Source organism: Chitinophaga pendula, from assembly GCF_020386615.1.
GTDB lineage: Bacteria > Bacteroidota > Bacteroidia > Chitinophagales > Chitinophagaceae > Chitinophaga > Chitinophaga pendula.
On record NZ_CP077769.1, the window covers coordinates 1,229,983 to 1,253,063 of the forward strand.

Below are 23,081 nucleotides of genomic sequence, written 5' to 3' on the forward strand. Positions count from 1 at the left end.
CTGTTACATCTTCCATCTTCGCCTACATGCTGGTGCGACACCATGGGCTTTAATCCTCACACAAGCCAGCAGACAAAGGCCACCGGATAGTGCTCCATACCGCCGGTAGCTCTCGTTTTTATCACCGCGCCCACTCAATAACTACCCCATATTTCATAGGCATCAACTATCTTCGCTGTCAGCAACCGGTCAGATATTCCTGCAACATGCAGAAAAGGCCACATACCGAAGGAGAACAGTCTATTATGAACATATCCAGACAGCATATCCAGCTGTCAGCTAAGACATTAATGCTATGGCTACTATGCCTGCTGACAGCTGTTCCATCCATACATGCCCAGCAACCCGGAGGTGAGCTGGAAAATATTATGAAACGGCTTAGCACCGAAAAGAATGATAGCATCCGAGCCTACCTGAGCATGCAGGTCGCTAATCGCCTTGAAGCGAAAGACAGCATTAAGGTCATGCAGTATTTTCAGCAGGCGCAGCAACTGTCGCGTAAATACAATCCTCGCCTCAGCGGTAGGATATACCTGTCCATGTCGGGATGGTATATGGAACGGGATGAACATGATCAAAGCGACTCCGTAAACCGGCTCGCAATGACCTTGTTAAATAAAGACACCTCCCGCGAAGGGAAACGCATATACTACCGTGCAGCCGCCAATCTCGCCTATCGTAAACTGCTCAATGGCGACAACAGAGGCTGGACCCATGAATACCTCGAACTCATTCCCAAAGTAGAATCCGTACGCGATACCTCTCATCTTATCCATCTCTATAACGACCTGGCCAGCAACTATACCAGCCTGCTCGAATTCCGCCAGTCCATTCCCTACTTCCTCAGGTCTATCAGCTACATGAAAGCAGCCGATGCCAGCCCCCATTCCCTGGCAAAAGCAGAAATAGGCCTCGCCACCGCTATGGCGGAAATGGATAGCGTCAACGGATTGGACACCCGCCTGCAGCAAGCCCGCCAACACCTCGATCAGATAAAAGATACCTTGCCAATATGGTCCGCCTATTATTACGCGCTAGGCAAATACAAATACCGGCTCGGGGAAAATACCGCTGCCACCACCGCATTCCGGCAAGGACTGGCACTGGCGCAAAGAATGGACCTCAGCTGGGATGTACTCAATAACATGCTGGGCCTCGCCACTACCTGGCAAAAAACCAATCAACACCAGGATGCCCTTACCCTCATGAATGAAGCATACCCGCTATCCCGGCAGATAAAAGAAGGCCCCTTCATCCTGGATGTACTCCGCCTGAGAGCGGCTTCGGAAAATAAACTGGGACTATACGCCAAAGCTGCTGGTGACCTGCAGGATTATATCACGCTGTCCGATAGCATACAACGGGCAGCAACCGCCCGGATGGTATTGGACCTGGATGCAAAATACCAGTCAGATCGCAAAGAAAGACAAATACAACAGTTACAGCACGATAACGAACGTACCTCCCTGATCCTGGATAAACATCGCCTGTTCGTCTGGCTGTTAACTATGATCGCTATCGCCCTGCTACTGATAGTGATATTCATATTCCTCTTCTACCGTAACAGCCGAAAACTGCTATTCCATCAGCAACGACTACACCAGTTGGAACTCGACCGTGTTAAACAGGAACATCGTATATCCCTGCTCTCTGCCATGCTCGATGGACAGGAACAGGAACGCACCCGCCTCGCCCGCGATCTCCATGATGGGCTGGGTGGTCTGCTGTCCGCCGTAAAATTGCAACTGGCAGACATGTCCCGCGTACTCACACAACCAGGCGAACAATCACTCCTGCAAAAAATCGCCCGGCATATGGATAACGCCATCGACGAACTGCGTCGCGTAGCCCGCAATATGATGCCGGAAATACTCCTGCGTTATGGCCTGGGAGAAGCCGTACAGGAATACTGCCGCGCACTCAAAGCCCCGGGCACCGCCATCACCTGTCAGGTGTTTAACTACAAAGACAATGACAACCGCTCCACCCAAACCGTCGTATACCGCATCATGCAGGAACTGGTAAATAATGCCGTCAAATACGCCAGCGCTTCTCAAATATTGGTGCAACTACAGCAAACAGATAATCGTTTATTCCTTACCGTAGAAGATAATGGCGTCGGCTTTGATGTAAAAGCCGCCAGTAGCAACATCGGCAGCACAGGCTTGAATAACATCTACGCACGTACTGCATTCCTCAACGGCAAAATAAATATCGACTCTCAACCAGGTAACGGTACCGCTGTCTTCATGGAGTGTGAGTTTGCGTAGTGGGATTACCGTATACTGATGTAGTGGTTATTTGTTGGTTTCCGCACCGCTGGCCTTTTTCGCTCCCCATCCTTGCTATTTACCGGATTTCAGGGATAGGAAACCGCCATTTTAATAGGCAAATTACATGACCAATTGTGTACATCAATAAGCGCAATCTGATCTGGTGAGCCTGAACAAAATGATACCTGTTAACGAACGCATAAAACTTATGGGGAAGGCTATATTCCTGTATGTATTACACAGCTGCTGTTGGCTGATGCCGCTGAATACATACAGCATAGCCAAAACTGTCACCCCTCCGGTTACCTCAATAAAGCAAACTGCTGAGGTGCCGTCTCCCTATATCTCCAACTATACCTACCTGGCCGATCTCTCACAGGATGAAAATATGCGCTGGAAAGAGAGCGCCGCAAATAGATCCCGGATTACCTACGAAGCAGAAAAACAAGAACTGCTCCTGGTAAAACATCAGCTTATCAACTGGCTCTGGCTACTCCTGGGAATCATACTCCTGCTGGTAGCACTGCTTGCCAGCGTCTACTACCGTCACGGCCGCCGCTGGACCGTCAAAAAGAAACGATTGGTACAGCTGGAAGAAGATACTCGCTACCAGGAACAACGCATCTACCAGCTGTCGGCAATGCTGGAAGGCCAGGAACGAGAACGCAGCCAGCTGGCCCGCGACCTGCATGATAGCCTGGGTGGCCTCTTGTCAGGCATCAAACTACAACTATCCGGTATTGCTTCCTTCCTCCAGGATGGCCCTCAACTGGCACTCGTAAAACAGACCATGTGCCGCATGGACAATGCCATGGATGAATTGAGATCCATCGCTCGCAATATGATGCCCGATGTACTCATTCAATATGGCCTGCAGGAAGCTATTATGGACTATTGCCGTGCCTTGACAACTACCGAAGTGAATATTACCTGTCAGGTATACAATTATACAGAAAGCCTCAACATAACCAGACAAACCGTATTGTACCGCATTGTTCAGGAGCTGGTCAGCAACGCCCTGAAATACGCAGGGGCCTCCAATATCTTGGTCCAATTGCAGCAATCCGGCCCCCGTCTCTATCTCACCGTCGAAGACAATGGAAAAGGCTTCGAACCCCTGCACAGCAGTCAGGCAGCAGGTACCGGCCTGGCAAGTATACGCGCGAGAGTAGCCTACCTCAACGGGAATATCGAATTTCAGTCCCAACCAGGAGCTGGTACCAGCATCTCCATCGAATGTGATATCGCATAAAAAAGGCCTGCAGCCCCAAGCCACAGACCTCCTTGCACTCGTCAGAAGGCTATAAAAAATAAGATTAATCGTGACCTTCTACCTTCACAATCTTATTGTAAATACCCATCAGTAAAAAAGGCGCTGCCCATTGCCCCAGAAAAAGACTCGTATGTTTTTTCTTCAAGCATTGCAATGTCAACGATATCCCCATCGCCGCCAACGCAGCCCATAAAAAGGTATCCGACGGCAGTTTTGCCGTTTGTTTTTCTATCGCCTTGGTAACAGGCCCTTCTTTGTGCTCCGGATTGTTAAGCATATTCATGATCGTAAATTTTAAAAGTGATCAAATGGATAACTGAACATATCATACACATTTCTATGCCAGTATTACACACATGGCATCTTCTCCAATAGGAAATTTTTTTGTCCACTTAAATTAGCCACCATACGTCCTCTGCCGTACAACGCAGTTGTAGAACGCACTGCCGTTTGTGAGTAAGAAAATCGCCGGGATTTTTTTTAACGTATTGATGTGCTTGAAATGCTGTATTCTTTTACAGTATTGGTTCGTAGAAGCGCTGCTGATAAGCGTTTCCTTTCCTTTCAGCAAACACGTCCTTTTTTCTCCCGCAGGCAGGTAATAAACATTTGGTTTTATAATTGAACATTGTTACTCAAGGACGCAACTCAATCATTATTACCATTAAGCACATTTCATCTATGAGCACAGCACCTGTTCACCGGCTAAAGGTGTTTACCTGGCATATTCACGGGAGCTACCTGTATTACCTGTCACAGGGAAAATATGATATATACATCCCTGTCAACGAACAACGCTCCTCGGGATACTACGGACGTGGCAACACTTTTCCTTTTGGAGTCAACGTGCATGAGATACCTGCCGATGCTGTCAGGGACATGGATTTTGACTGTATCCTCTTTCAATGCGAACAAAACTACCTGGTAGACCAGTATGAGATACTTTCCCTGGCACAGCAAAGCCTGCCACGCATTTATCTGGAGCACAATGCACCTCCTGGAGAAGCTGCCCTCACACGCCACGTACTCACCGACCCGGACATACTATTAGTACATGTCACATATTACAATCACCTGATGTGGAACAACAACGATCAGTGTTCCGTCGTCATCGAGCATGGAGTAACAGATTCGGCTATGCCTTACACAGGAGAAACACCAAGAGGGCTCGTTATCATCAATCACCTGCGTCAAAGAGGTCGCATACTGGGATGGGACATATTCCGGGAGATAAGTAAAGTAATACCACTCGACCTCGTTGGCATGGGAACTGAACAGGATGGCCTGGGAGAAGTGTTGCACCCTCAGTTGCCGGAATTCAGAAGCCGCTACCGGTTCTACTTTCATCCGGCACGCCATACCAGCCTGGGCCTGTCAGTATGTGAAGCCATGATCAGTGGACTACCTGTCGTAGGCCTCGCCACTACAGAACTGGCCACCGTCATTGATAATGGGTATACCGGATTTATACATACAAACCTCCGCTATCTTGTAGATAAAATGAAAATCCTCTTGGAGGATCAACAGCTAGCCCGCCGCATCGGAGAGGCCGGGCAAATCTCCGCCAGGGAACGCTTCAATATAGAACGTTTTGTGAAGGACTGGCACACCGTCTTTACTTCCGTCATCCACCGTCAGTTACAGCATGTTTCTCATCAATTAACAACACTATCTGTATGAAAAAACGCATCGCATTTATCAGTGACCATGCCTCTCCTCTAGCCGCATTAGGGGGAGTAGATACCGGCGGACAAAACGTTTATGTAGGCGAACTCGCCAAACACCTCGTCAGGAAAGGATATGAAATAGACGTTTTCACCCGCTGGGAAAATCCGCACTTACCTCAACGGCTGCAATGGATCAATGGTGTACGCATCATCCACATCGACGCCGGCCCCCGGACCACAGTAGCAAAGGAAGACCTGCTTCCCTTCATGCAGGAGTTTACTGACAACATGATCAGCTTTATACGTACTGAAAATATATCCTACAAACTGGTACATGCCAACTTCTTTATGTCAGCACTGGTGGCTGCCGCATTGAAAAAGAAATTACATCTTCCCTTTGTCGTTACTTTCCATGCACTGGGGCATGTACGTCGCCTCCACCAGGGAGAACAAGACCGGTTCCCGCCAGAAAGGATTGGTATAGAAGAAACAGCTATACGGGAAGCAGACCAGATCATCGCAGAGTGTCCACAGGATAAAGATGACTTGATGGGTTTCTATATGGCGCCAGAAGATAAGATCACAGTAATACCTTGTGGATTTAATCCGGAAGAACTATACCCGATAGACAAACTGTTGGCCCGCCGTATGCTCCGCCTCCCGGCCGAAGAGATCATCCTGCTCCAGCTGGGCAGAATGGTGCCTAGAAAAGGCATCGATAATGTGATCCATGCGTTGAAACATATTAAATATACAGGGGCTAATGTAAGACTGATAGTAGTAGGTGGCGAAGCTACCGTATCCGCAAATGGGCATCATCCGGAAATATGCCGCCTGAAACAGCTGGCAAAAGACTTAGGCGTTACCGCTCGTGTCACTTTCGCCGGAAGAAAAAGCCGGGAAGAGATCAAATACTACTATGCAGCAGCAGACCTCTTTATCACCACTCCCTGGTATGAACCTTTTGGTATCACACCGCTGGAAGCCATGGCTTGCGGTACACCTGTGATAGGGGCCGACGTCGGAGGTATCAAATACAGCGTGGTCGACGGAAAAACCGGGTATCTCGTTCCTCCGAATGATCCCGAAGCACTGGCCATAAAGATCAACAGCCTCATCACAGACAAAGCATTGCTCAACAGTATGTCCCGGGAAGCCATTAAACGGGTGAATGCTTTATTCACCTGGCAGCAGGTAGCTAACATGGTCAGCACACTTTACGAACGTATACTGGCAGAAGAACAATCAGATGCTGTAGACAATGTGCTTGAAGAATTCTCTCTCATAGATGCTGCTTTTGAAGATGCCGCTAATATGATCTCCGTGTGCCGTAAACAGCTGCGCCTGCCCATCCGTAATGCAACCCATGTAATCTGCAAAAGTCTGCAACAAGGCAAAAAGGTATTGATTTGTGGTAACGGTAACAGCTACATGCAAATACAGCAATTCATATCCTTTCTCTCCGGACGGATGGATACAATGGCTGGACCAGCGTTACCGGTGATCGTACTAAGTGGCGCCATCACAGGACCGGCAGCACCGTTGTATGACTATGATAATACTACCCGCGATGCACTCGCCAGGCAAGTGGAGGCATTGGGACAAAAAGGAGATGTATTGCTTTGCCTGAGCATGGATGGCCAGCCGGGTAATATCGTCAAAGCAATGGAAATGGCCCGCAGGCAACGCATGTCCTGTGTAGCATTACTGGGCAAGGATGGGGGAGAGGCAATAGAATACGCAGATGTACCGTTATTGGTGCCTTTCGGTAATGTACAGCTCATCGAAGAAATGCACTTGCATCTGTTGCATACCCTGGGCATGCTGTTGGAAAACAGACTGTGTAGCGGTCGTACGCAGACAGAATTACTACCTGGTACAATACCTGCAAATACACAGCACACCCCCCGGATCAATGGTGCCGAAGCCGTACTTCGCTGACCTGGATGAAACAGATCTTATACTGACTGATATGAATAAAGCCGTATTCCTGGATAAAGATGGAACACTCATCGTTGATGTACCATACAATATCGATCCTAACAGGATCGTCCTGGAAGAAGGGGCTGAAAAAGCGCTGCAACTGCTGAAAAAAGCAGGCTTCCTGCTAGTCATCATCTCCAACCAGGGAGGCATAGCCAAAGGTGTCATTCAGGAACAGCAGCTCGCAGGAGTAGAACAACGCATCAACGAATTATTAGCAGAAGTAGAGATCCGGCTGGACGGCTTCTTCTATTGCCCGCACGATCCAAAAGGAAAGATTGCGGCTTATACTAAAAGCTGCTATTGCCGTAAACCAGCTCCTGGCCTTTTGCTGCAAGCAGCCAGCGTGCTGAACATAGATTTAGAAGCATCCTGGATGATCGGCGACATACTCAACGATGTGGAAGCCGGGCATCGGGCCGGTTGTCGCAGCATCCTGATCGACAATGGTAACGAAACAGAATGGTTGCTAAATGACTACCGCATACCCGATTTCTTCGCGGATAACCTGCAGGAAGCAGCAGCCTATATACAGATGGTCGCTAAAACCTACGATTATGAATCAGACATACTATGATATCATCCATCGCTTTCGACAACAAAAGGTACTCGTAATCGGTGACCTGATCCTGGATATTTATCTTAAAGGCAGCACTACCCGCTTATCACCGGATGCACCCGTACCCGTCGTGAATGTAGCTAACAGGCAAACCGTATTGGGCGGCGCCGGCAATGCAGCCGCTAACCTCCGCTTAATGGGAGCCACAGTCACCTGCTGCAGCCTCGTCGGCGAAGATGCGGACGCATGCCTAGCCAACCAGCAGCTAACCGAATTGGGTATCACCGCCTCACTAATAGCATGCCCCGATCGTGAGACCATAGTAAAAACAAGGATCATGGCCAATGACCGGATACTGGCCAGGTATGACGCAGGTACGGAAACAGTAGCTTGCCCCGCCGATAATGATCGCCTGAAAGCCTGGCTTAGCAACACCTGGCATCATTTTGATGCTATACTGATTGCAGACTACAACAAAGGAATGTTCACCCCGGAACTGATCCGGCTGCTGGAAGAACTGATTGCACAACACCGGCCGTTTATAGCAATAGACTCCAAACAGCTGGCAGCATTTAAACGTCTGCAGCCCTCTCTCACCAAACCCAATTATCCCGAGGTCTTACAGTTACTAAATACGGAAACAGCGATGGCTGACAGGCAACAATTCATCAGGCAAGAGGCCCAAAGTATTTACGACCAGACGCAAGCTGCCATCACCGCAGTCACGCTCGATCAGGATGGTGCTGTCATCCTCGAAGAAGGGGTCGCTAAATTCGCTATCGATGCCCCGCAGATCTCACATCCGAACGTATCAGGCGCAGGAGATACTTACATCAGCGCATTCACCCTCAGCATGCTGTCCGGAGCTACCATACAGATTGCAGCAGAAATAGCCGGCGCAGCAGCAGCGGTAGCAGTGAATAAACAACTGACGGCCTGTTGCAACCAAAAGGAATTGATCGCCTATTTCTCCATGAGCGAAAAACTGGTGAACGATATGGAACAACTGCAATATGTATGCGAACTGCACAAAGCCCAGGGTAAAAAGATCGTATTTACCAATGGTTGCTTTGATATACTGCATAGCGGTCACGTGAGTTATCTGGAACGTGCACGGCAGCTGGGAGATATACTCATCGTTGGCATCAACAACGACGAGAGTATCCGACGCCTCAAAGGAAGCGAACGGCCTGTCAATCAGTTGCCCGACAGGATACAGGTACTGGCAGGCCTCTCCGCAGTGAACTACGTAATACCCTTCGGAAACGAAACAGACGATACCCCTGCTTCGCTTATCCGTATCGTCTGCCCGGATGTCTTTGCAAAAGGAGGCGACTATAACCGCGATAACCTGCCGGAAGCATCCCTGCTAGAGTCGTTGGGCACAGCAATGGTTTTTCTCCCATTGGTGCCCGGCCGCTCTACATCTATCATTATCCGGCAGATCAACAATCAACCGTTGCAACAGCTGATTGAAAGATAACGCATATGATAACATCAAAAGACATAGCAACGCCGTCCTGGAGGCATTGTAAACATATTCTGTGTATACGTCCCGACAATATCGGAGATATTTTAATGAGCGAACCGGCAATACGGGCGCTGAAGAATTATCTGGGTTGTAAGATCACCGTATTGACTTCAACAGCAGCTGCACGTATCACATCACTGATGGCTGTCATTGATGATGTCATTCCATTTGATGTCCCCTGGGCAAAACATGACTATCCTACAGGCGCCGATGCCTTTCAGGAAATGGTAAGCACACTGGCTTCCAGGCATTTCGATGGGGCTGTCATCTTCACCGTATATAGCCAGAATCCAATGCCTGCTATCATGCTCGCTTACCTGGCGGATATTCCGTTAAGATTAGCCTATTGCAGAGAAAATCCTTATGATTTGTTGACACATTGGATCCCCGAAAAAGAACCTTATACCTTTATCCGCCACCAGGTACGAAGAGACCTCGACCTGGTAGGAGAGATAGGCGCAAGTATCGACGATGAACATTTGCGGTTGAGTCTTAACGCAGCGGCAGGCAGAAATGCCGTCCGGTTGATGAAAGAACACCTGCAGCCGTCGTCATACAGACATTGGATACTGGTACATACCGGGGTAAGTGAATATAGGCGGGCATACCCTGTAAATGATTGGATAGCCATTGGTAAATTCCTGGTAGAAGAACTATCCTGCCAGCTGTTGTTCACCGGTACTACTGCTGAAAGTAAACAGATAGACGCCATCTGCAATGGCATTGGCCCTGGTGCGGTATCGCTGGCGGGCTGCTGCGATCTCACACAACTCACGATGCTGATCCGGCTAAGCCCCTTACTGTTGTCTGTCAATACCGGAATGGTACATATTGCAGCTGCTACCGGTACGCCTGTTGTCGTACTCTATGCCATGACCAACCCACAGCATACCCCTTGGATGGTACCCAATGAAGTCCTCTATTTTCCGGTTAAAAAAGGGCAGGAAAGTAATAATGAAGTGGTACGCTACGGCATGCGGATCATGGAAGATACCTCCGGTACCCCTGTTAGCATGAGTAATATTGCCAGCGCAATAGCACGTTTACTGGGCATCACCCTGCCTGTGGAAAAGGATGGTAATATACGTTCCTCATCCGATGAGATGTTCTGCAGCCATTAAAACAGTGTCCAGTTCCGGATGCTGCAACCAGTCAATTGTCGTATGACGTGTCTGATCCAGCGGACCCCAGCGCTCAGGTTCCCCATCCATACTGATGATTAGACTAGGCGTACGTAAGGCCGCTGCCATATGAGACACGCCGGTACAATTCGACAATAAAGCCCGGGCTTCCGCTATCAGCACAGCCAGGCTGCCTAATGTAGTTCGCCCGGCTACATTGAGCGCAGGATATTGCATCAAACCGGCCACCTTTTCCGTCAATGGCCTTTCCTCCGCAGTCCCTGTCAATACAATTGTCCACCCCTCTCGGGCCATGTAATCAGCCGTAGTGGCAAAAAATGCGGGCGGCCACTGCCGGTAGTTACCTCTCGATCCGGGATGCACACAGATATAACGCCCGCGCACCAGTGGTAATGACAGCTGATGAAAGGCTGCACGTTCTTCCTCACCAATCGGAAACTCAAGGCCCTCCCCATTCGCGGAAATACCCAAATGCGCCATCAGCTGCAGGTGCCGCTGTATCTCGTGTATGCCTTCCGGATATTCAATGAATAACCGCTCATCCGGACAATAATCACCCCGGCAGCGGAACCCGGCCGTATATCTGGCGCCCCATAAAGCGATCATCGGATTGACAATATTCCCGTTACCTTGTAACTGTAAGGCCAGATCAAATCGACCTTCCTGTATCGTCTCAATAAACTGCACTGCGCTACCGACATTTACTTCCTGCTCCGGTAACCCCGGATAACCCGGAAAATGCACAAAATCATCCAGGTAAGCACCAAAGCGACGCACAAAGTCCGCAGCCCATGGTAAACCAGCCAGCGTAATATGCGCATCCGGGTAGGCCAGCCGCAGTGCCCGGAACGCAGGCACCGAACATAGCATGTCTCCCAGCTGCAGCGCACGGAATACGATTATTTTACGTATATGGGTAACAGGTAATAACAACATAACAAGCATCAAATAAAAAGTACTTTATAACGCCAGGCTCCATACCAATTCCAGTAAACAGAAAGAAAAGGAATAAGAGTCGACGTAATGATCATTTCAAATACATGGGAAGGACGCCTGGAAGTCACAGCCAGGCGGCGGCGAATAAACAATACAAGTAGTAACAACCATAACATCATCGCCCCTAATGCTACCCAAAGCTGCCCTGTCACTACCCCCAGTAACAACACCATAAAACTGGCAATCATCAAATAGTAATCCTTGGGTGGCCACTGCGCGATCTTGGTACGGTAAAGCACCGGAAACTTTTTATACAGGAGTGCATTGAACATGCACTTCCGCTGCTCCCGGAGACTGACACCCCAGGTGGCCGCACGTACCGGGTGTACCACAATAGCATCCGATACGTGTATAACACAGATATCATGATCGATCAGTTTGAACTCCAGATCACTGTCTTCCCGCCAGGCCATCGCAAAACGCTCGTCAAATCCACCGGTCAATAACAGCGCCTCCCTCGTACAGGCACAATTAGCCGTTACAAAATCTGCTTGTTCCAACTGAGCTGTATTTAATGCAAAATCTGTCAGCTCCTCCGGCATGGGCACAATGATACGGCCGGTATAAGCCTGTAAAGGTGCCGACTGGTAATGAATATGAGTAGACCATAACTGTTGCAACCAGTGTATGTCAGGCTGACAATCGTCATCGGTGAACGCAATCAGTGTGCCTCTCGCACGCTGCCAACCCAGGTTGCGGGCCGCAGCAGGGCCTCGCTTTGCCGGTAGCGGTAGGTACTCCACCTGCAACACCCCTGAATGTTTCCAGGATAATACCAGCTGCTTAGCCAGTGTATCAGGACCATCGCTAACAATAATCACTTCAAAGGCAGACTTGTCAAAATCCTGGGCGGCCAGTGCCTGTAGACATTGCATCAGCAAACGGGGCCGCTTATAAGTAGGTACAATAACCGAAATAGAGATAGCCATATGATTTACTATTTCTGTATTAAAAAAGAGCCGATTACCAATGCATCAAAAGGAGAGGACCAAAAACACTCCAGCGCATCCCGTGGAGTGCATACAATGGGTTTTCCCAATGTGTTGAAAGACGTATTGATCAGCACCGGCACACCTGTTGTCTCCTTAAAGGCCTGCAATAAGGAATGATAGGTCGGATGCTGCTGCGCATTGATGGTTTGTATCCGTGCAGTGCCATCCACGTGGCATACCGCCGGTATCAACGCTTTTTTAGAGGGCTTCACATCATACACGAATAGCATAAAAGGAGAATAAGAAGCTCCTTCAAACCATTCAGCCGCATCCTCTTCCAATACCACAGGAGCTACCGGACGGAAATCTTCCCGGTCCTTTACCTCGTTCAGCCTTGCCTGCATATCCGCATGGATAGGAGATGCCAGGATCGAACGGCTACCCAGCGCACGGGGCCCGAATTCCATCCTGCCCTGATACCACCCGATGATCTTATCTTCCGCCAGCAGGCGTGCCGTCGTACCTGCGATATCTTCCAGTTTAGCATACGGCGTTTTCGTCCAGCGGAGGAATTGTTCAATGTCTTCGTCATTATACTCCGGACCCCAGTAAGCATGGTCCATGACAAAGGCCCTGTCTTGCCCGTCTCGCACACGGGCATCCGTCCACAAGGCAGCACCTAAGGCGGTACCGGCATCCCCGGCCGCAGGTTGCACCCAGATATTACGGAAGATGCCCGCATCCCGGATACAGGCATTGAGCACACAATTCAGAGCAACGCCTCCGGCAAAACAGAGATTTTCCATGCCAGTCTGTTGTCGCAACCAGCTGGTTAGCTGCAGCACTTTCTCCTGCAATACTGCCTGTAGCGAGTGCGCGATATCAAAATGATAATCCGTGAATGCAGCTCCCCGCAGACGAGCGGGGCCGAATGCCGCAATGAGCTGATCCTGGTCAATAGTATACTGGCCATCATCCATCATATGTATCATGTCGCGAAATACCTGCACATACCTGGGATGGCCATAGGAAGCCAGGGCCATAACTTTGTATTCGTCGGAAGAATGAAGGAACCCAAGATAACTGGTCACTTCTTCATATAGCAGTCCCAGTGAGTGCGGCATATTAACCTGGCTGATACGCTCCAGCTGACTACCATTCCCAATATTGAAAGTAGTGGTCGCTTTCTCCCCCCTGCCATCTATCGTCATTACAGCAGCAGATGCAAAGGGAGAAGGCAGAAAAGCACTGGCGGCATGGCAAAGGTGATGCTCCACAAAATGCCATTGCTCCGGCCGGAAAATAGTGTCTTTGAACCGCTGTTGCAAATGATGAGGATAGCCATCTACCAGCTGTCCGGGTGCATTGACAATAGATGATAAGAATAACGGATCCCAGGGAGATAACCATTTGCTGTCTGTAGCCTGATAACTGGGCCGTAGTGGCAGACTTATCTGCGATTCCCTTTCCTCCGCCTCTTCCAGTAAAATGAAAGGGTCAAAAGAATAAGCAATATGATCCACTTCCCGCAAATGTATACCCGCAGCCTTCAGACAATAATCGATCGCATGAAAGGGTAGCTCGTAAGCAGAAAATGGAATAGGCCGTTTGCCGTGTTTAATATGCGTAAAACGCTCGTCTTCCACGGCTGCAAGCAGCTTCCCATCTTTTAGGATGCAAGCCGCAGAATCATGAAATGCCGCATTAATACCTAGTGTATACATAGAAAAAGTTTAATTGGTCTGTAGTGAGGACATTGTGCAGGATCCATAAACCGTTCCACATGTTGTACAAAAGCACATACACTTCTACGTAAAAAGATGATACAGGATTTCATGCCGTATACATGTAGCGGAGCCGCCCCGTAATGATTTTTATCCACCTCAATGTATGCCCGGAATGCTACGCCAGTCACAGCTATAGCAGTATCATGACCCGGTTTTTCAGTAAGGCAAATCATAGAGCAGGAAAAAAGTAATACAAAGGCTGGCCTCGATGGCATGCTAATTGCGACAATATACGAGTATACTTATCAGTCATGCCTGCTCGCAGCAAATTGTGGAATCATCAGTAGAGTACCTTAAAACATCACCCAGGGCAGAGAGAAAAAGCTAAACGTTATTATGGAAACCGTTTAACCAAAAAACTTGAAAGACCATGTCAGAAAACAACAACAACTTTACAGACCAACATGCAAACCAGCAGCATGAATCTGCGAACGGCAATGCAAACGAACAGAGAGCACATGATGCTAAAGAATCCACGCAACAGGGAGAAAAGAAAAAATCAAATACTTCCAACCGTGGATTTGCGTCCATGAGCCGGGAAAAACAAAGACGTATTGCCAGTAAAGGTGGCCAAATCGCTCACGAAAGAGGAGTGGCGCACCAGTTTACTTCCGCAGAAGCCCGCGAAGCGGGAAAAAAAGGCGGCGCCATCATCAGTCGTAACCGCGAACATATGGCCGCTATTGGTAAAAAAGGGGGGGAAGTATCCCGCAGCAGCAGAAGAAATGCCCAGTTGCAAAAACAGCAACAACAGCAAACAACTCCGCCTGCACCGGATACCGACAATAAATCCACCAGCGAAGAATAACACTAAGCGAACAAAAATTATTACAAGGCATATATAGCCGGCGTGGTCCAACCGCCGGCTATTTTGTTTTCCTGCGAACTCTGCTATAGCACTGATTATGAACATGTAAATGATGCGTTAATGTTATATTTTTTAATTAAAAAACATATTAACTTTGCATCAGTTAATCGCAGGGACGTATTACAGACAATGGCATCACACTCAGCTAGGCTTTTCTCTCCACTTTAGATATTATATATATTTATTTACTTATCAGTAATGAGGCTGCCAGGTAGACCAGTTTTTTCCAAGCCGGGTTGATCACCACAACATCCACCGGGTATGATCCCTTTACCAGCTACCCCGCTACTGCATAACAATGTGCTAAATCCGGCTATCACTGCCCGTACAGCAGTGTGTAGCAGGTGGTATGTGTATGAAACTCACTCCTTCTTCCGAATTATCCCCGGACCAGGTCCAGTCAGGACTGCGGCTGGTTGTAAAAGATGGGCTTGCTACTGAGGCCATGGTTGTACTGACTGCAGGCGCTTTCCTCACTGCCATCGCACTACAGATGGGCGCCAGTAATTTCCAAATCGGCGTACTGGCGGCAATGCCTACCTTTACTAATATATTCCAGTTATTTTCTATATGGTTGGTGCACCGCTACCGCAACCGCAGAGCCATCACCGTCATTTGCTCTACCATGGCACGGTTACCTTTGGTATGCATCGGCTTGCTGCCTTGGATATTGCCGGCAGGTGCAACGCTTCCTTTGCTTATGAGTCTGCTGTCATTTCACTATTTCTTCGGCTCTATTGCAGGTGCCAGCTGGAACTCCTGGATGAAAGACCTGATACCTGGCCAGATACTGGGAAGCTATTTTTCCCGGCGTACCCGCCTCGCGCAATCACTGAATGTTACCCTTAGTATCTCCATCGCCCTCCTAGTGGATTATCTGAAAGAGCGCTTCCCAGGCAATGAGATTTCCATTTATACCAGCATGTTTCTGCTGGCAGGTATAGCTGGCCTTTTAGGCGTTTACGCACTTTCCAGGGTACAAGAACCCCGTATGGCTAGCGGTGAGACCGAATCACTGCTACGGCAGATCAGACAACCACTGAAGGATACCAATTATCGCCGCATGTTGCTCTTTAATGCTAGCTGGGTATTCGCTCTCAACCTGGCTACTCCCTTCTTCATGGTATACATGATGAAAACACTGCGCCTGCCGATCTCAACCATCATCTTGCTGGGGATACTCGCCCAGTTGAGCAGTATCTGCTTTGTAAGTGTCTGGGGCAAATACATTGATAAATACAGCAACAAAAACGTAATCCGCATCTGCGCACCTGTATATATCGCCTGCCTCCTGGCCTGGGCCTTTACCGCCTTATATCCGGCGCCTTCTTTCGCCATCACCTTACTTGCACTGATCAATATTGCCACCGGTATGGCGACGTCCGGCATCACCCTCGCTTTGAATAATATAGGCATCAAACTGGCACCCCAGGGGCAGGCAATGGTATATCTCTCCGCCAAGAATATGCTTAATGCCTTTACCGCTGCATTGGCACCCTTATTTGGTGGACTGATGGCGGATTATTTTGTCGGCCGTCAGGTCCTGTGGAACGTACAATGGCATAGCGCCAGCCGTGTGATACAAGTGCCGTTATTACACCTGCAACAGTGGAACTTCTTCTTCGTAATCAGCGCTATACTCGCCATGATAGCCATACGCCTGCTACGCCGCGTGGCCGAACCGGGTGAAGTGGAGAGTGCCGTAATGACCAGCGATATGAATAGCCAACTGAAACGTATCCTCAAAGAAAAACCCGCCCGCCAGGTAGTACAACGCATTATCTACCGTCCTTCAAAATGGAAACATCCTTCACAAAAAAAAGATCTCATTAGCTGATATCGTTTGCCCGCTACTGAAGTAATCTCTGTAAACCCGCTTCCACAGCAGGCTGGGCCTTACAGGCATATGCGTCATGGTATAGTGTTTGTTTAACACTCATTATCTCTCACTTAAAATCTTACGCATATGAAGGCAGCAGTGTTTCACAAAGTTGGCGATATCAGCGTAGATACCGTTGAAGATCCTGTGATCGAAAAGCCAGATGATATCATTGTGCAGGTCACCTCCACCGCTATCTGCGGCTCTGATCTGCATATATATGGCGGATTCTTTCCACAACTGAAAGACCTCGTAATGGGGCACGAGTTTATGGGTATTGTAGCCGAGACCGGCCCTTCCGTTACACATTTGAAAAAAGGAGACAGAATAGTAGTACCATTCCCCGTCGCCTGCGGAGGTTGCTATTTTTGTGAGCATGGACTTCCCATACATTGCGAAAACAGCAACACCGAACATTACGGTCCGGATGGTAACCTGATGGATAGTAAAGGTGGTGGACTGTTTGGTTATACTGACCTGTATGGTGCATACGCAGGAGGACAGGCGGAATTCGTAAGGGTGCCATTCGCAGATTATAGCCCGCGTAAGGTGCCGGACGAACTCACCGACGAACAAGTGTTGTTCCTGACCGACATTTTTCCTACCGGCTGGAGCGCCATAGACTGGGCACAACTGAAGGGAGGAGAAACAGTAGCAATTTTCGGAGCAGGGCCCGTAGGACTCATGGCCCAGAAAGCGGCCTGGCTGAATGGCGCAGGAAGGGTCATCGCCATAGATCCGGTTCCCTATCGCCTGGAAATGGCAGCCAAAGTAAATAAAACCGATACCATCAACCCCCACCATACAGACGTGATAGAAGCTATCCGCGACATGACACATGGACGGGGAGCGGATGTTTGCGTAGACGCAGTGGGGCTGGAAGCAGAACGCAGCTTTATAGACCGGCTGAAGGCAGTTATTAACGTAGAAAAAGGAACCGATAAAGTCCTGGAACTGTGCATCAAAGCAGTACGCAGAGGAGGCACAGTGTCCGTAGTCGGCGTCTATGGAACTCCCTTCGACAACTTTCCCCTTCATCGCATATTTGACAAAGGACTTACGCTGAAATTCGGCCAGGCACCCGTACAACGATATATAGATCACCTCCTGCAATTGGTGCAACAGGGCAAAGTAGTACTCGATGATATCATTACACACCAGCTTCCGCTGCAAGACGCAGCTCATGCATATGATATCTTCAGGGAAAAAAAGGACGATTGCGTTAAAGTGATACTGAAACCCTAATGATTATTCATAAATCTTGTTTTATGAAAACCTCTCCATACTATTTGCTGCTGATCGGTATCTTAGGGGCGGCTGCCTGTAGTAAGAACAATGACAGCAGCCCTGTACTTGACAGGCGCGACGCTACCTTCATGGTTGTCGCCGCACAGGGAAATGTCAACGAAATAACCTTCGGTAAATTAGCCGACTCGATCTCTGCAACAGCAAGTATTAAAACGTTTGCCCGGCAGATGGTCACAGACCACCAGGGAGCATTGGATGAATTGTTAGGTATCGCCCGTGACAAAACACTGGGCCTGGATCAGGTAATGGATTCCGCACATAAGATAATATACCCCAAACTGGGAGCATTACGGGGCTACGAGTTCGATACCGCTTACATCAAAGGACAGGTACGGGACCATCAGCAGACGATCGATGTATTCCAGTTTCAGGCTGATAGCGGCTACGATGGTCGCTTGAAAGCGTACGCAGCCAAATATCTGCCCGTCATCCGCATGCATGCTAAACACGCAGATAGCCTGGCAGCTTTATATCCTCAATAGAAGCAGGAAAACACAATGTTCAAAGGGTAGTGTTACTTAACCGTAATGCTACCCTCTTTTTTGCTATATGTTAATGGAATAGGATATTCGGAAAAAAGGTCTACCTTCAACCACTGAGATCGTGTGCTACAATCATCCTCTCTCTTTACTCCTTTTCGCTCGTTTGACATCCTATTTTTCATTTTCATAAATCCTTACACATGCAATCCAGAATAGAAATACATTCAGCTACCGCATTGCTGTGTTACGCGGATTTCTTTACCACAGCAGATTCCCTCGTCACTTATCAGCAGCTCACAGATTGCGGACTAGCCCCGCTGCCTGACCGGTATTCATTTCACCTCCTCATGCTCAATCATCATCGGCAATGGGTAACGCATACAATCAGATATGCACATCGCCTCATAGCGGCACATATGGATGTCCTGTTTGAGAGCAATTATATGTCCTGATCAGTACGATGTAATTATCCCGCTTGCCAGGGAGTGGCAATACGTTTGGATATCCAGGAAACAAAAAACGATTCCCACTTGAACATAGGATCCTGCAAAAAAGATGGATGATTATTAACGGGCTCAGGCATCCCCTCCACCACCTTCTTCACCATAGACACAATCCGCAGATTATTATTGTACGGACCTATAATACGTGATAACTTAAACAGGGCTTTATCATGGGCGTGGTCTACCGACAATACCTTGACCACAAAGTCAAAGGTATTGCTACAATGGCTGAGCGCAGCTACCGACCTGGAGCTTACCTTGAAGCATTGCCCATTCCGTAGTTCCATCATAACCTTATTTTTTTAGGGAAAGTTCAAACAAAATACATGCCCTTAAGCCAGGCGCAGTTTGCTTACTACACCAAATTTCCGGAAGTTTTTTGGTCCTGCAGCAGAATGATAGGGGTTTAATTTTGTTATCTGACAGAACTATGACGCACAGCACTCGTTATCGCAGGGGGAGATCCAATCTCCGTTCCTGCTGATCCCGAATAAGGAGGAGGTCGGTGCTCAGTTGCCAGGAAAGGCTTTTTATAAGCTCCTGCAGCCCCAGTAAATCACGTATTGACTGCCCATTTACTTTTCGGATCACATCGCCTGCTTTTAGTCCGCTTTTAGCTGCCAGGCTACCGGGAGACACCTGCAATACCAAAGCGCCTTCCTGGTCGTACAACCCCGCAGCAGACCTTTCCCCTAGGGTAGTAATATTTTTCAGGCGTGCACCCAGCCATTGCAGGGTATCACCAGATGTCGCTGCTACTATAGCCCGTATGGGCGGCAATGAAGGAGACTGCGCCAGCGCTTTTAGCCGCGCACTCCTGACACCCAAATCCCGCATAGCAAAATTGACAAATCCTATCCTGAATGCCGGCGATCCTGCTTTCACCTGGTAATCCCCCCCGGAAGGATCAGAAAAATCGGGATCACCTGCCAGACTATGCTTGTCAGTCCCGTTCTTTTGTGCTGCTGCCACTGCCACCGCCGTGGGCAGCAGGTTACTATCGACCGTTGTCCCCCAACTGCGGAGACGGATAGGGGCATAACTACCTCCCACGATATTATGACGGAATACATCACCACTATGCAGATACCACACATGCGGATGGAAAGTGCTGTTTACCAGTATATTATTCCATACAGTACGCCCGTAACCCTCGCGTAACTTCAAGCCTCCCTGCAGACAGACATTGTTGTAAATGCGGTAGTTGGAAGAACCGTCATCCAGGTCAATGTCCCAGCCGTGTGCACATTGAAAACGGTTGTCATGCAACAGCACAGGATCAACCGCATCCAGCAGTGGTAGATCGGGATTGCGGGCTACCCGCTCATCCGTTGCATGGATATCCGGTACCCAGTAACGATCCCGCCCCCAGGAGTTGAACGCACCGTGATCACTGGTCTCCAATACCGTATTAAAGACATCGTTGAAGCCAATATCATGACCTCCCCAGCAGCCGTCGCCAATATTAATACCCGCCCTGGGTACCTGGTAAATACTATTGTGCTGCACACGGATACGACGGGCCATACTGATCTGCACACCCGCTACCTGTTTTTCAATAGTGCCGATATGATGGATCAGATTGTCCGTCGCGGCACAACTATCCGGATACCGGTCGTTCACCGGCCCCGGAACAATATCCAGACGAGATAGCGCCAGCGTATCGGCATACCGGTACAAGGGAGAGCGGACAGCACTGCTGTCGCCGACAAAGGCAATGGCAGTACCACCAATATATTGAATATGGTTGCCGCTAAGCTGTACATCCCGGTTATAACCACTGACGAACAACGCATTGCCCCCAAGGTAACCAAAGTCACAGTCACTGATCCGGATATGCCGGCCACCACTGATCAGAATTGCTCCCCCGCGGTAAATAGTCCAGTCACTGCGCAATAGTGGCTCACGGGTATGCATAAACGTACGATTGGTGCCGGTAAATCGGATACCCCTGACCGTCACACTGCTGACCGGCGATGTCGTCGTACCGGTAATATGTACCAGGTCGTCTATCACACTACGGGCGAATACCGCCTGCTGCATATTCACCCCTTGCGGTGGGTATATATAGAGGATGCCCCTCACCGTATCATAATACCACTCTCCGGGAGCATCCAGCTCTTCAAGTATATTTTCAACAAAACGATATTGTGCATGCATAGGAGCGGGACGATTGTTCTGCCAGCCGCCTTCCAGTTGCAGCTGTCCCTGTGGATCCTTCCCCGTAATGAGATAATGAAAACCTCCCCACATCCCCTGATGCAGGGCATGTACATAACCGCCTGCCGGTGATTGCCATCGCTGCACCCGCTCCGGCGAAATAGCATCGGCCGCCGTACCGTAGAAGATGTGTTGCGTACTGTCTGCATTAGGATAACGTGCCATCGGTAATGGAACTCCATTGCAGTATAATTGATCCAGCATCAAACCTTTACCAATATGAGCTTTCAGCACTCCCTGTTGCCAGGGTTGCCACTTCGCACGAATAGGAGAAAGACCATGAATCGTTACCTGCGCCCCCATATAAGCCTGGATAGTAAGTGTATGACCGTTTAACACCTCCGGGTTGATCAGCAAGGTTTTCTCCAGCGGATAACTGCCGGCACTAAGCTGTATCCGCACTTCGGTAACAGGCGCATTACGCACCTGCCGCAGCGCAGCGGATAACGTCTGTAATGGAGCAGACAGGCTGCCGTTATTGCTATCCTGCCCATGGGGTGACACGTGGATATCATGCTGGGCACATAGGGAAGTCGCCAATAGCAGCGCACATAAGAAAAGAAAACATTGTTTCATCTGTTCGGTGGATAAGAAAAGAAAAATAAAGCTATTGTATAGTATTAACTAGTGAAAGATAATATAATGGGTAGATCAGTTAATATAATGTCATTGAAACAGGCCGCTAAACCAATGTTTGATTTATGCAAAAAGCCGTTTGAAAAGCATAATAAGGGTTGGCAATAGCCACACTAGTTTTGTGTTATCAAAAACAACACACAATGAGCAACAAGAAAGTATGGTATGTAACAGGTGCTAGTAAAGGGCTGGGATTGATTCTGGTGAAGAAACTCCTGGCAACCGGCGCGGCAGTAGCTGCCACCTCCCGCCACCTCAATCAATTGATCAACGCCATAGGTACTGCAAGCGATCAGTTCCTGCCACTGGCTGTAGATATTACAAATGAAGAAAGTGTACGTGCTTCCCTTGAGCAGACAGTCGCACATTTTGGTCGCGTAGACGTGATCGTCAATAACGCAGGATATGGATTGCTGGGTGGTTTGGAAGAATTGAGCGACAAAGAAGTGCGTGGTAATTTTGAAGTGAATGTATTCGGGTTACTGCATGTAATACGCCACGCAACGCGTTATCTGCGTGCACAAGGTGCAGGACATGTATTCAACATATCTTCCATCGGTGGCTTCTTCGGTGCATTCCCCGGCTGGGGTATCTACTGCGCAACCAAGTTTGCCGTAGATGGACTGACGGAAGCATTTTTTCAGGAAATGAAAGCGTTCGGTGTACATGTAACGACCGTAAAACCGGGCTATTTCAGGACAGAATTCCTGTCCGCCGGTTCCCTCGTCACACCTGCCAATCCGATAGATACTTATGTAAGCGTTCGTGAGTCACAGGTAATGCACCAGCAACAGCTGGATGGCAACCAATTGGGTGATCCGGAAAAGGCAGTGGAAGTGATCATCGCCGCTGCAGAAGCTCCGCAACCGCCTTTACACCTCTTCCTCGGACAAGATGCGTACGACATGGCTGCCCGTAAGATAGCCGATGTACAAGACGACCTGAAAGCCTGGGAAGCACAGGCAGTAGCGACTGCTTTTGCCTGATGATGCTTTAAAAGAAGCGGCCTGTGATCGTAACAGATCACAGGCCGCTTCTTCAT

General features: G+C 48.9%; 19 protein-coding genes. 13 read left to right on the top strand and 6 right to left on the bottom strand.

Going from position 1 to position 23,081, the window contains the following annotated elements; all coding sequences use genetic code 11:
- Nucleotides 1-206 precede the first annotated feature (206 nt).
- Nucleotides 207-2,270 carry an ATP-binding protein gene (locus KTO58_RS05000; protein WP_095840443.1) on the top strand — a complete coding sequence of 688 codons (2,064 nt, stop codon included), beginning with the start codon at nt 207-209 and terminating at the stop codon, nt 2,268-2,270.
- 211 nt (nt 2,271-2,481) lie between these two features.
- Nucleotides 2,482-3,525 (top strand): sensor histidine kinase, encoded by a 1,044-nt coding sequence (locus tag KTO58_RS05005; RefSeq protein WP_198315019.1) that lies wholly within the window; start codon nt 2,482-2,484, stop codon nt 3,523-3,525.
- 64 nt (nt 3,526-3,589) lie between these two features.
- Here KTO58_RS05005 and KTO58_RS05010 read toward each other — a convergent pair whose 3' ends face one another.
- Nucleotides 3,590-3,829: a hypothetical protein gene (locus KTO58_RS05010; RefSeq protein ID WP_095840441.1), complete on the bottom strand. Its 240-nt coding sequence runs from the start codon at nt 3,827-3,829 to the stop codon at nt 3,590-3,592.
- 398 nt (nt 3,830-4,227) lie between these two features.
- Between KTO58_RS05010 and KTO58_RS05015 the strand changes: the two genes are divergently transcribed.
- Genes KTO58_RS05015 through KTO58_RS05035 form a run of 5 tightly spaced genes read left to right on the top strand, consistent with a single transcriptional unit; the run spans nt 4,228 to nt 10,407 of the window.
- Entirely contained in the window at nt 4,228-5,226 is a 999-nt protein-coding gene (locus KTO58_RS05015) for a glycosyltransferase family 4 protein (protein ID WP_095840440.1), read from the top strand.
- A complete protein-coding gene (locus KTO58_RS05020; protein ID WP_095840439.1) occupies nt 5,223-7,154 on the top strand; it encodes a glycosyltransferase in 1,932 nt (643 codons plus the stop codon). Before KTO58_RS05015 ends, KTO58_RS05020 begins: the two co-directional genes overlap by 4 nt.
- A 31-nt stretch (nt 7,155-7,185) precedes the next feature.
- The gene (locus KTO58_RS05025) at nt 7,186-7,773 is read left to right on the top strand and encodes a D-glycero-alpha-D-manno-heptose-1,7-bisphosphate 7-phosphatase (RefSeq protein ID WP_095841704.1); all 588 of its coding nucleotides are present in this window, start codon (nt 7,186-7,188) and stop codon (nt 7,771-7,773) included.
- Nucleotides 7,754-9,238 (top strand): PfkB family carbohydrate kinase, encoded by a 1,485-nt coding sequence (locus tag KTO58_RS05030; protein ID WP_198315018.1) that lies wholly within the window; start codon nt 7,754-7,756, stop codon nt 9,236-9,238. Before KTO58_RS05025 ends, KTO58_RS05030 begins: the two co-directional genes overlap by 20 nt.
- 5 nt (nt 9,239-9,243) lie before the next feature.
- Nucleotides 9,244-10,407, top strand: coding sequence for a glycosyltransferase family 9 protein (locus KTO58_RS05035; RefSeq protein WP_095840437.1), 1,164 nt, complete (start codon nt 9,244-9,246; stop codon nt 10,405-10,407).
- Here KTO58_RS05035 and KTO58_RS05040 read toward each other — a convergent pair.
- From KTO58_RS05040 to KTO58_RS05050, 3 genes are read right to left on the bottom strand one after another with little or no spacing between them, the layout of a single operon-like run.
- A complete protein-coding gene (locus KTO58_RS05040) occupies nt 10,378-11,364 on the bottom strand; it encodes a glycosyltransferase family 9 protein (RefSeq protein WP_095841703.1) in 987 nt (328 codons plus the stop codon). The two genes, KTO58_RS05035 and KTO58_RS05040, sit on opposite strands and share 30 nt — an antisense overlap.
- Before the next feature lie 8 nt (nt 11,365-11,372).
- Nucleotides 11,373-12,353 carry a glycosyltransferase family 2 protein gene (locus KTO58_RS05045; protein WP_095840436.1) on the bottom strand — a complete coding sequence of 327 codons (981 nt, stop codon included), beginning with the start codon at nt 12,351-12,353 and terminating at the stop codon, nt 11,373-11,375.
- 8 nt (nt 12,354-12,361) lie between these two features.
- The gene (locus tag KTO58_RS05050) at nt 12,362-14,080 is read right to left on the bottom strand and encodes a carbamoyltransferase family protein (protein ID WP_095840435.1); all 1,719 of its coding nucleotides are present in this window, start codon (nt 14,078-14,080) and stop codon (nt 12,362-12,364) included.
- A gap of 433 nt (nt 14,081-14,513) precedes the next feature.
- Between KTO58_RS05050 and KTO58_RS05055 the strand changes: the two genes are divergently transcribed.
- The 5 genes from KTO58_RS05055 to KTO58_RS05075 all read left to right on the top strand — a co-directional run bounded on the left by KTO58_RS05055 (nt 14,514) and on the right by KTO58_RS05075 (nt 19,132).
- Nucleotides 14,514-14,951, top strand: coding sequence for a KGG domain-containing protein (locus KTO58_RS05055; RefSeq protein WP_225860064.1), 438 nt, complete (start codon nt 14,514-14,516; stop codon nt 14,949-14,951).
- A gap of 415 nt (nt 14,952-15,366) precedes the next feature.
- On the top strand, nt 15,367-16,848 hold the full coding sequence (locus KTO58_RS05060) for an MFS transporter (RefSeq protein ID WP_157753179.1): 1,482 nt from the start codon (nt 15,367-15,369) through the stop codon (nt 16,846-16,848).
- A 129-nt stretch (nt 16,849-16,977) separates the two neighbouring features.
- The gene (locus KTO58_RS05065; protein WP_095840432.1) at nt 16,978-18,135 is read left to right on the top strand and encodes a zinc-dependent alcohol dehydrogenase; all 1,158 of its coding nucleotides are present in this window, start codon (nt 16,978-16,980) and stop codon (nt 18,133-18,135) included.
- A gap of 23 nt (nt 18,136-18,158) precedes the next feature.
- A complete protein-coding gene (locus KTO58_RS05070; RefSeq protein ID WP_157753178.1) occupies nt 18,159-18,680 on the top strand; it encodes a DUF4142 domain-containing protein in 522 nt (173 codons plus the stop codon).
- Between the two features lie 200 nt (nt 18,681-18,880).
- Nucleotides 18,881-19,132: a hypothetical protein gene (locus KTO58_RS05075; protein ID WP_095840430.1), complete on the top strand. Its 252-nt coding sequence runs from the start codon at nt 18,881-18,883 to the stop codon at nt 19,130-19,132.
- Between the two features lie 14 nt (nt 19,133-19,146).
- Here KTO58_RS05075 and KTO58_RS05080 read toward each other — a convergent pair whose 3' ends face one another.
- A complete protein-coding gene (locus KTO58_RS05080) occupies nt 19,147-19,473 on the bottom strand; it encodes a hypothetical protein (RefSeq protein WP_095840429.1) in 327 nt (108 codons plus the stop codon).
- Between the two features lie 157 nt (nt 19,474-19,630).
- The gene (locus KTO58_RS05085; protein WP_095840428.1) at nt 19,631-21,979 is read right to left on the bottom strand and encodes a PDZ domain-containing protein; all 2,349 of its coding nucleotides are present in this window, start codon (nt 21,977-21,979) and stop codon (nt 19,631-19,633) included.
- A 203-nt stretch (nt 21,980-22,182) separates the two neighbouring features.
- Between KTO58_RS05085 and KTO58_RS05090 the strand changes: the two genes are divergently transcribed.
- A complete protein-coding gene (locus tag KTO58_RS05090) occupies nt 22,183-23,025 on the top strand; it encodes an SDR family NAD(P)-dependent oxidoreductase (RefSeq protein WP_095840427.1) in 843 nt (280 codons plus the stop codon).
- Nucleotides 23,026-23,081 lie beyond the last annotated feature (56 nt).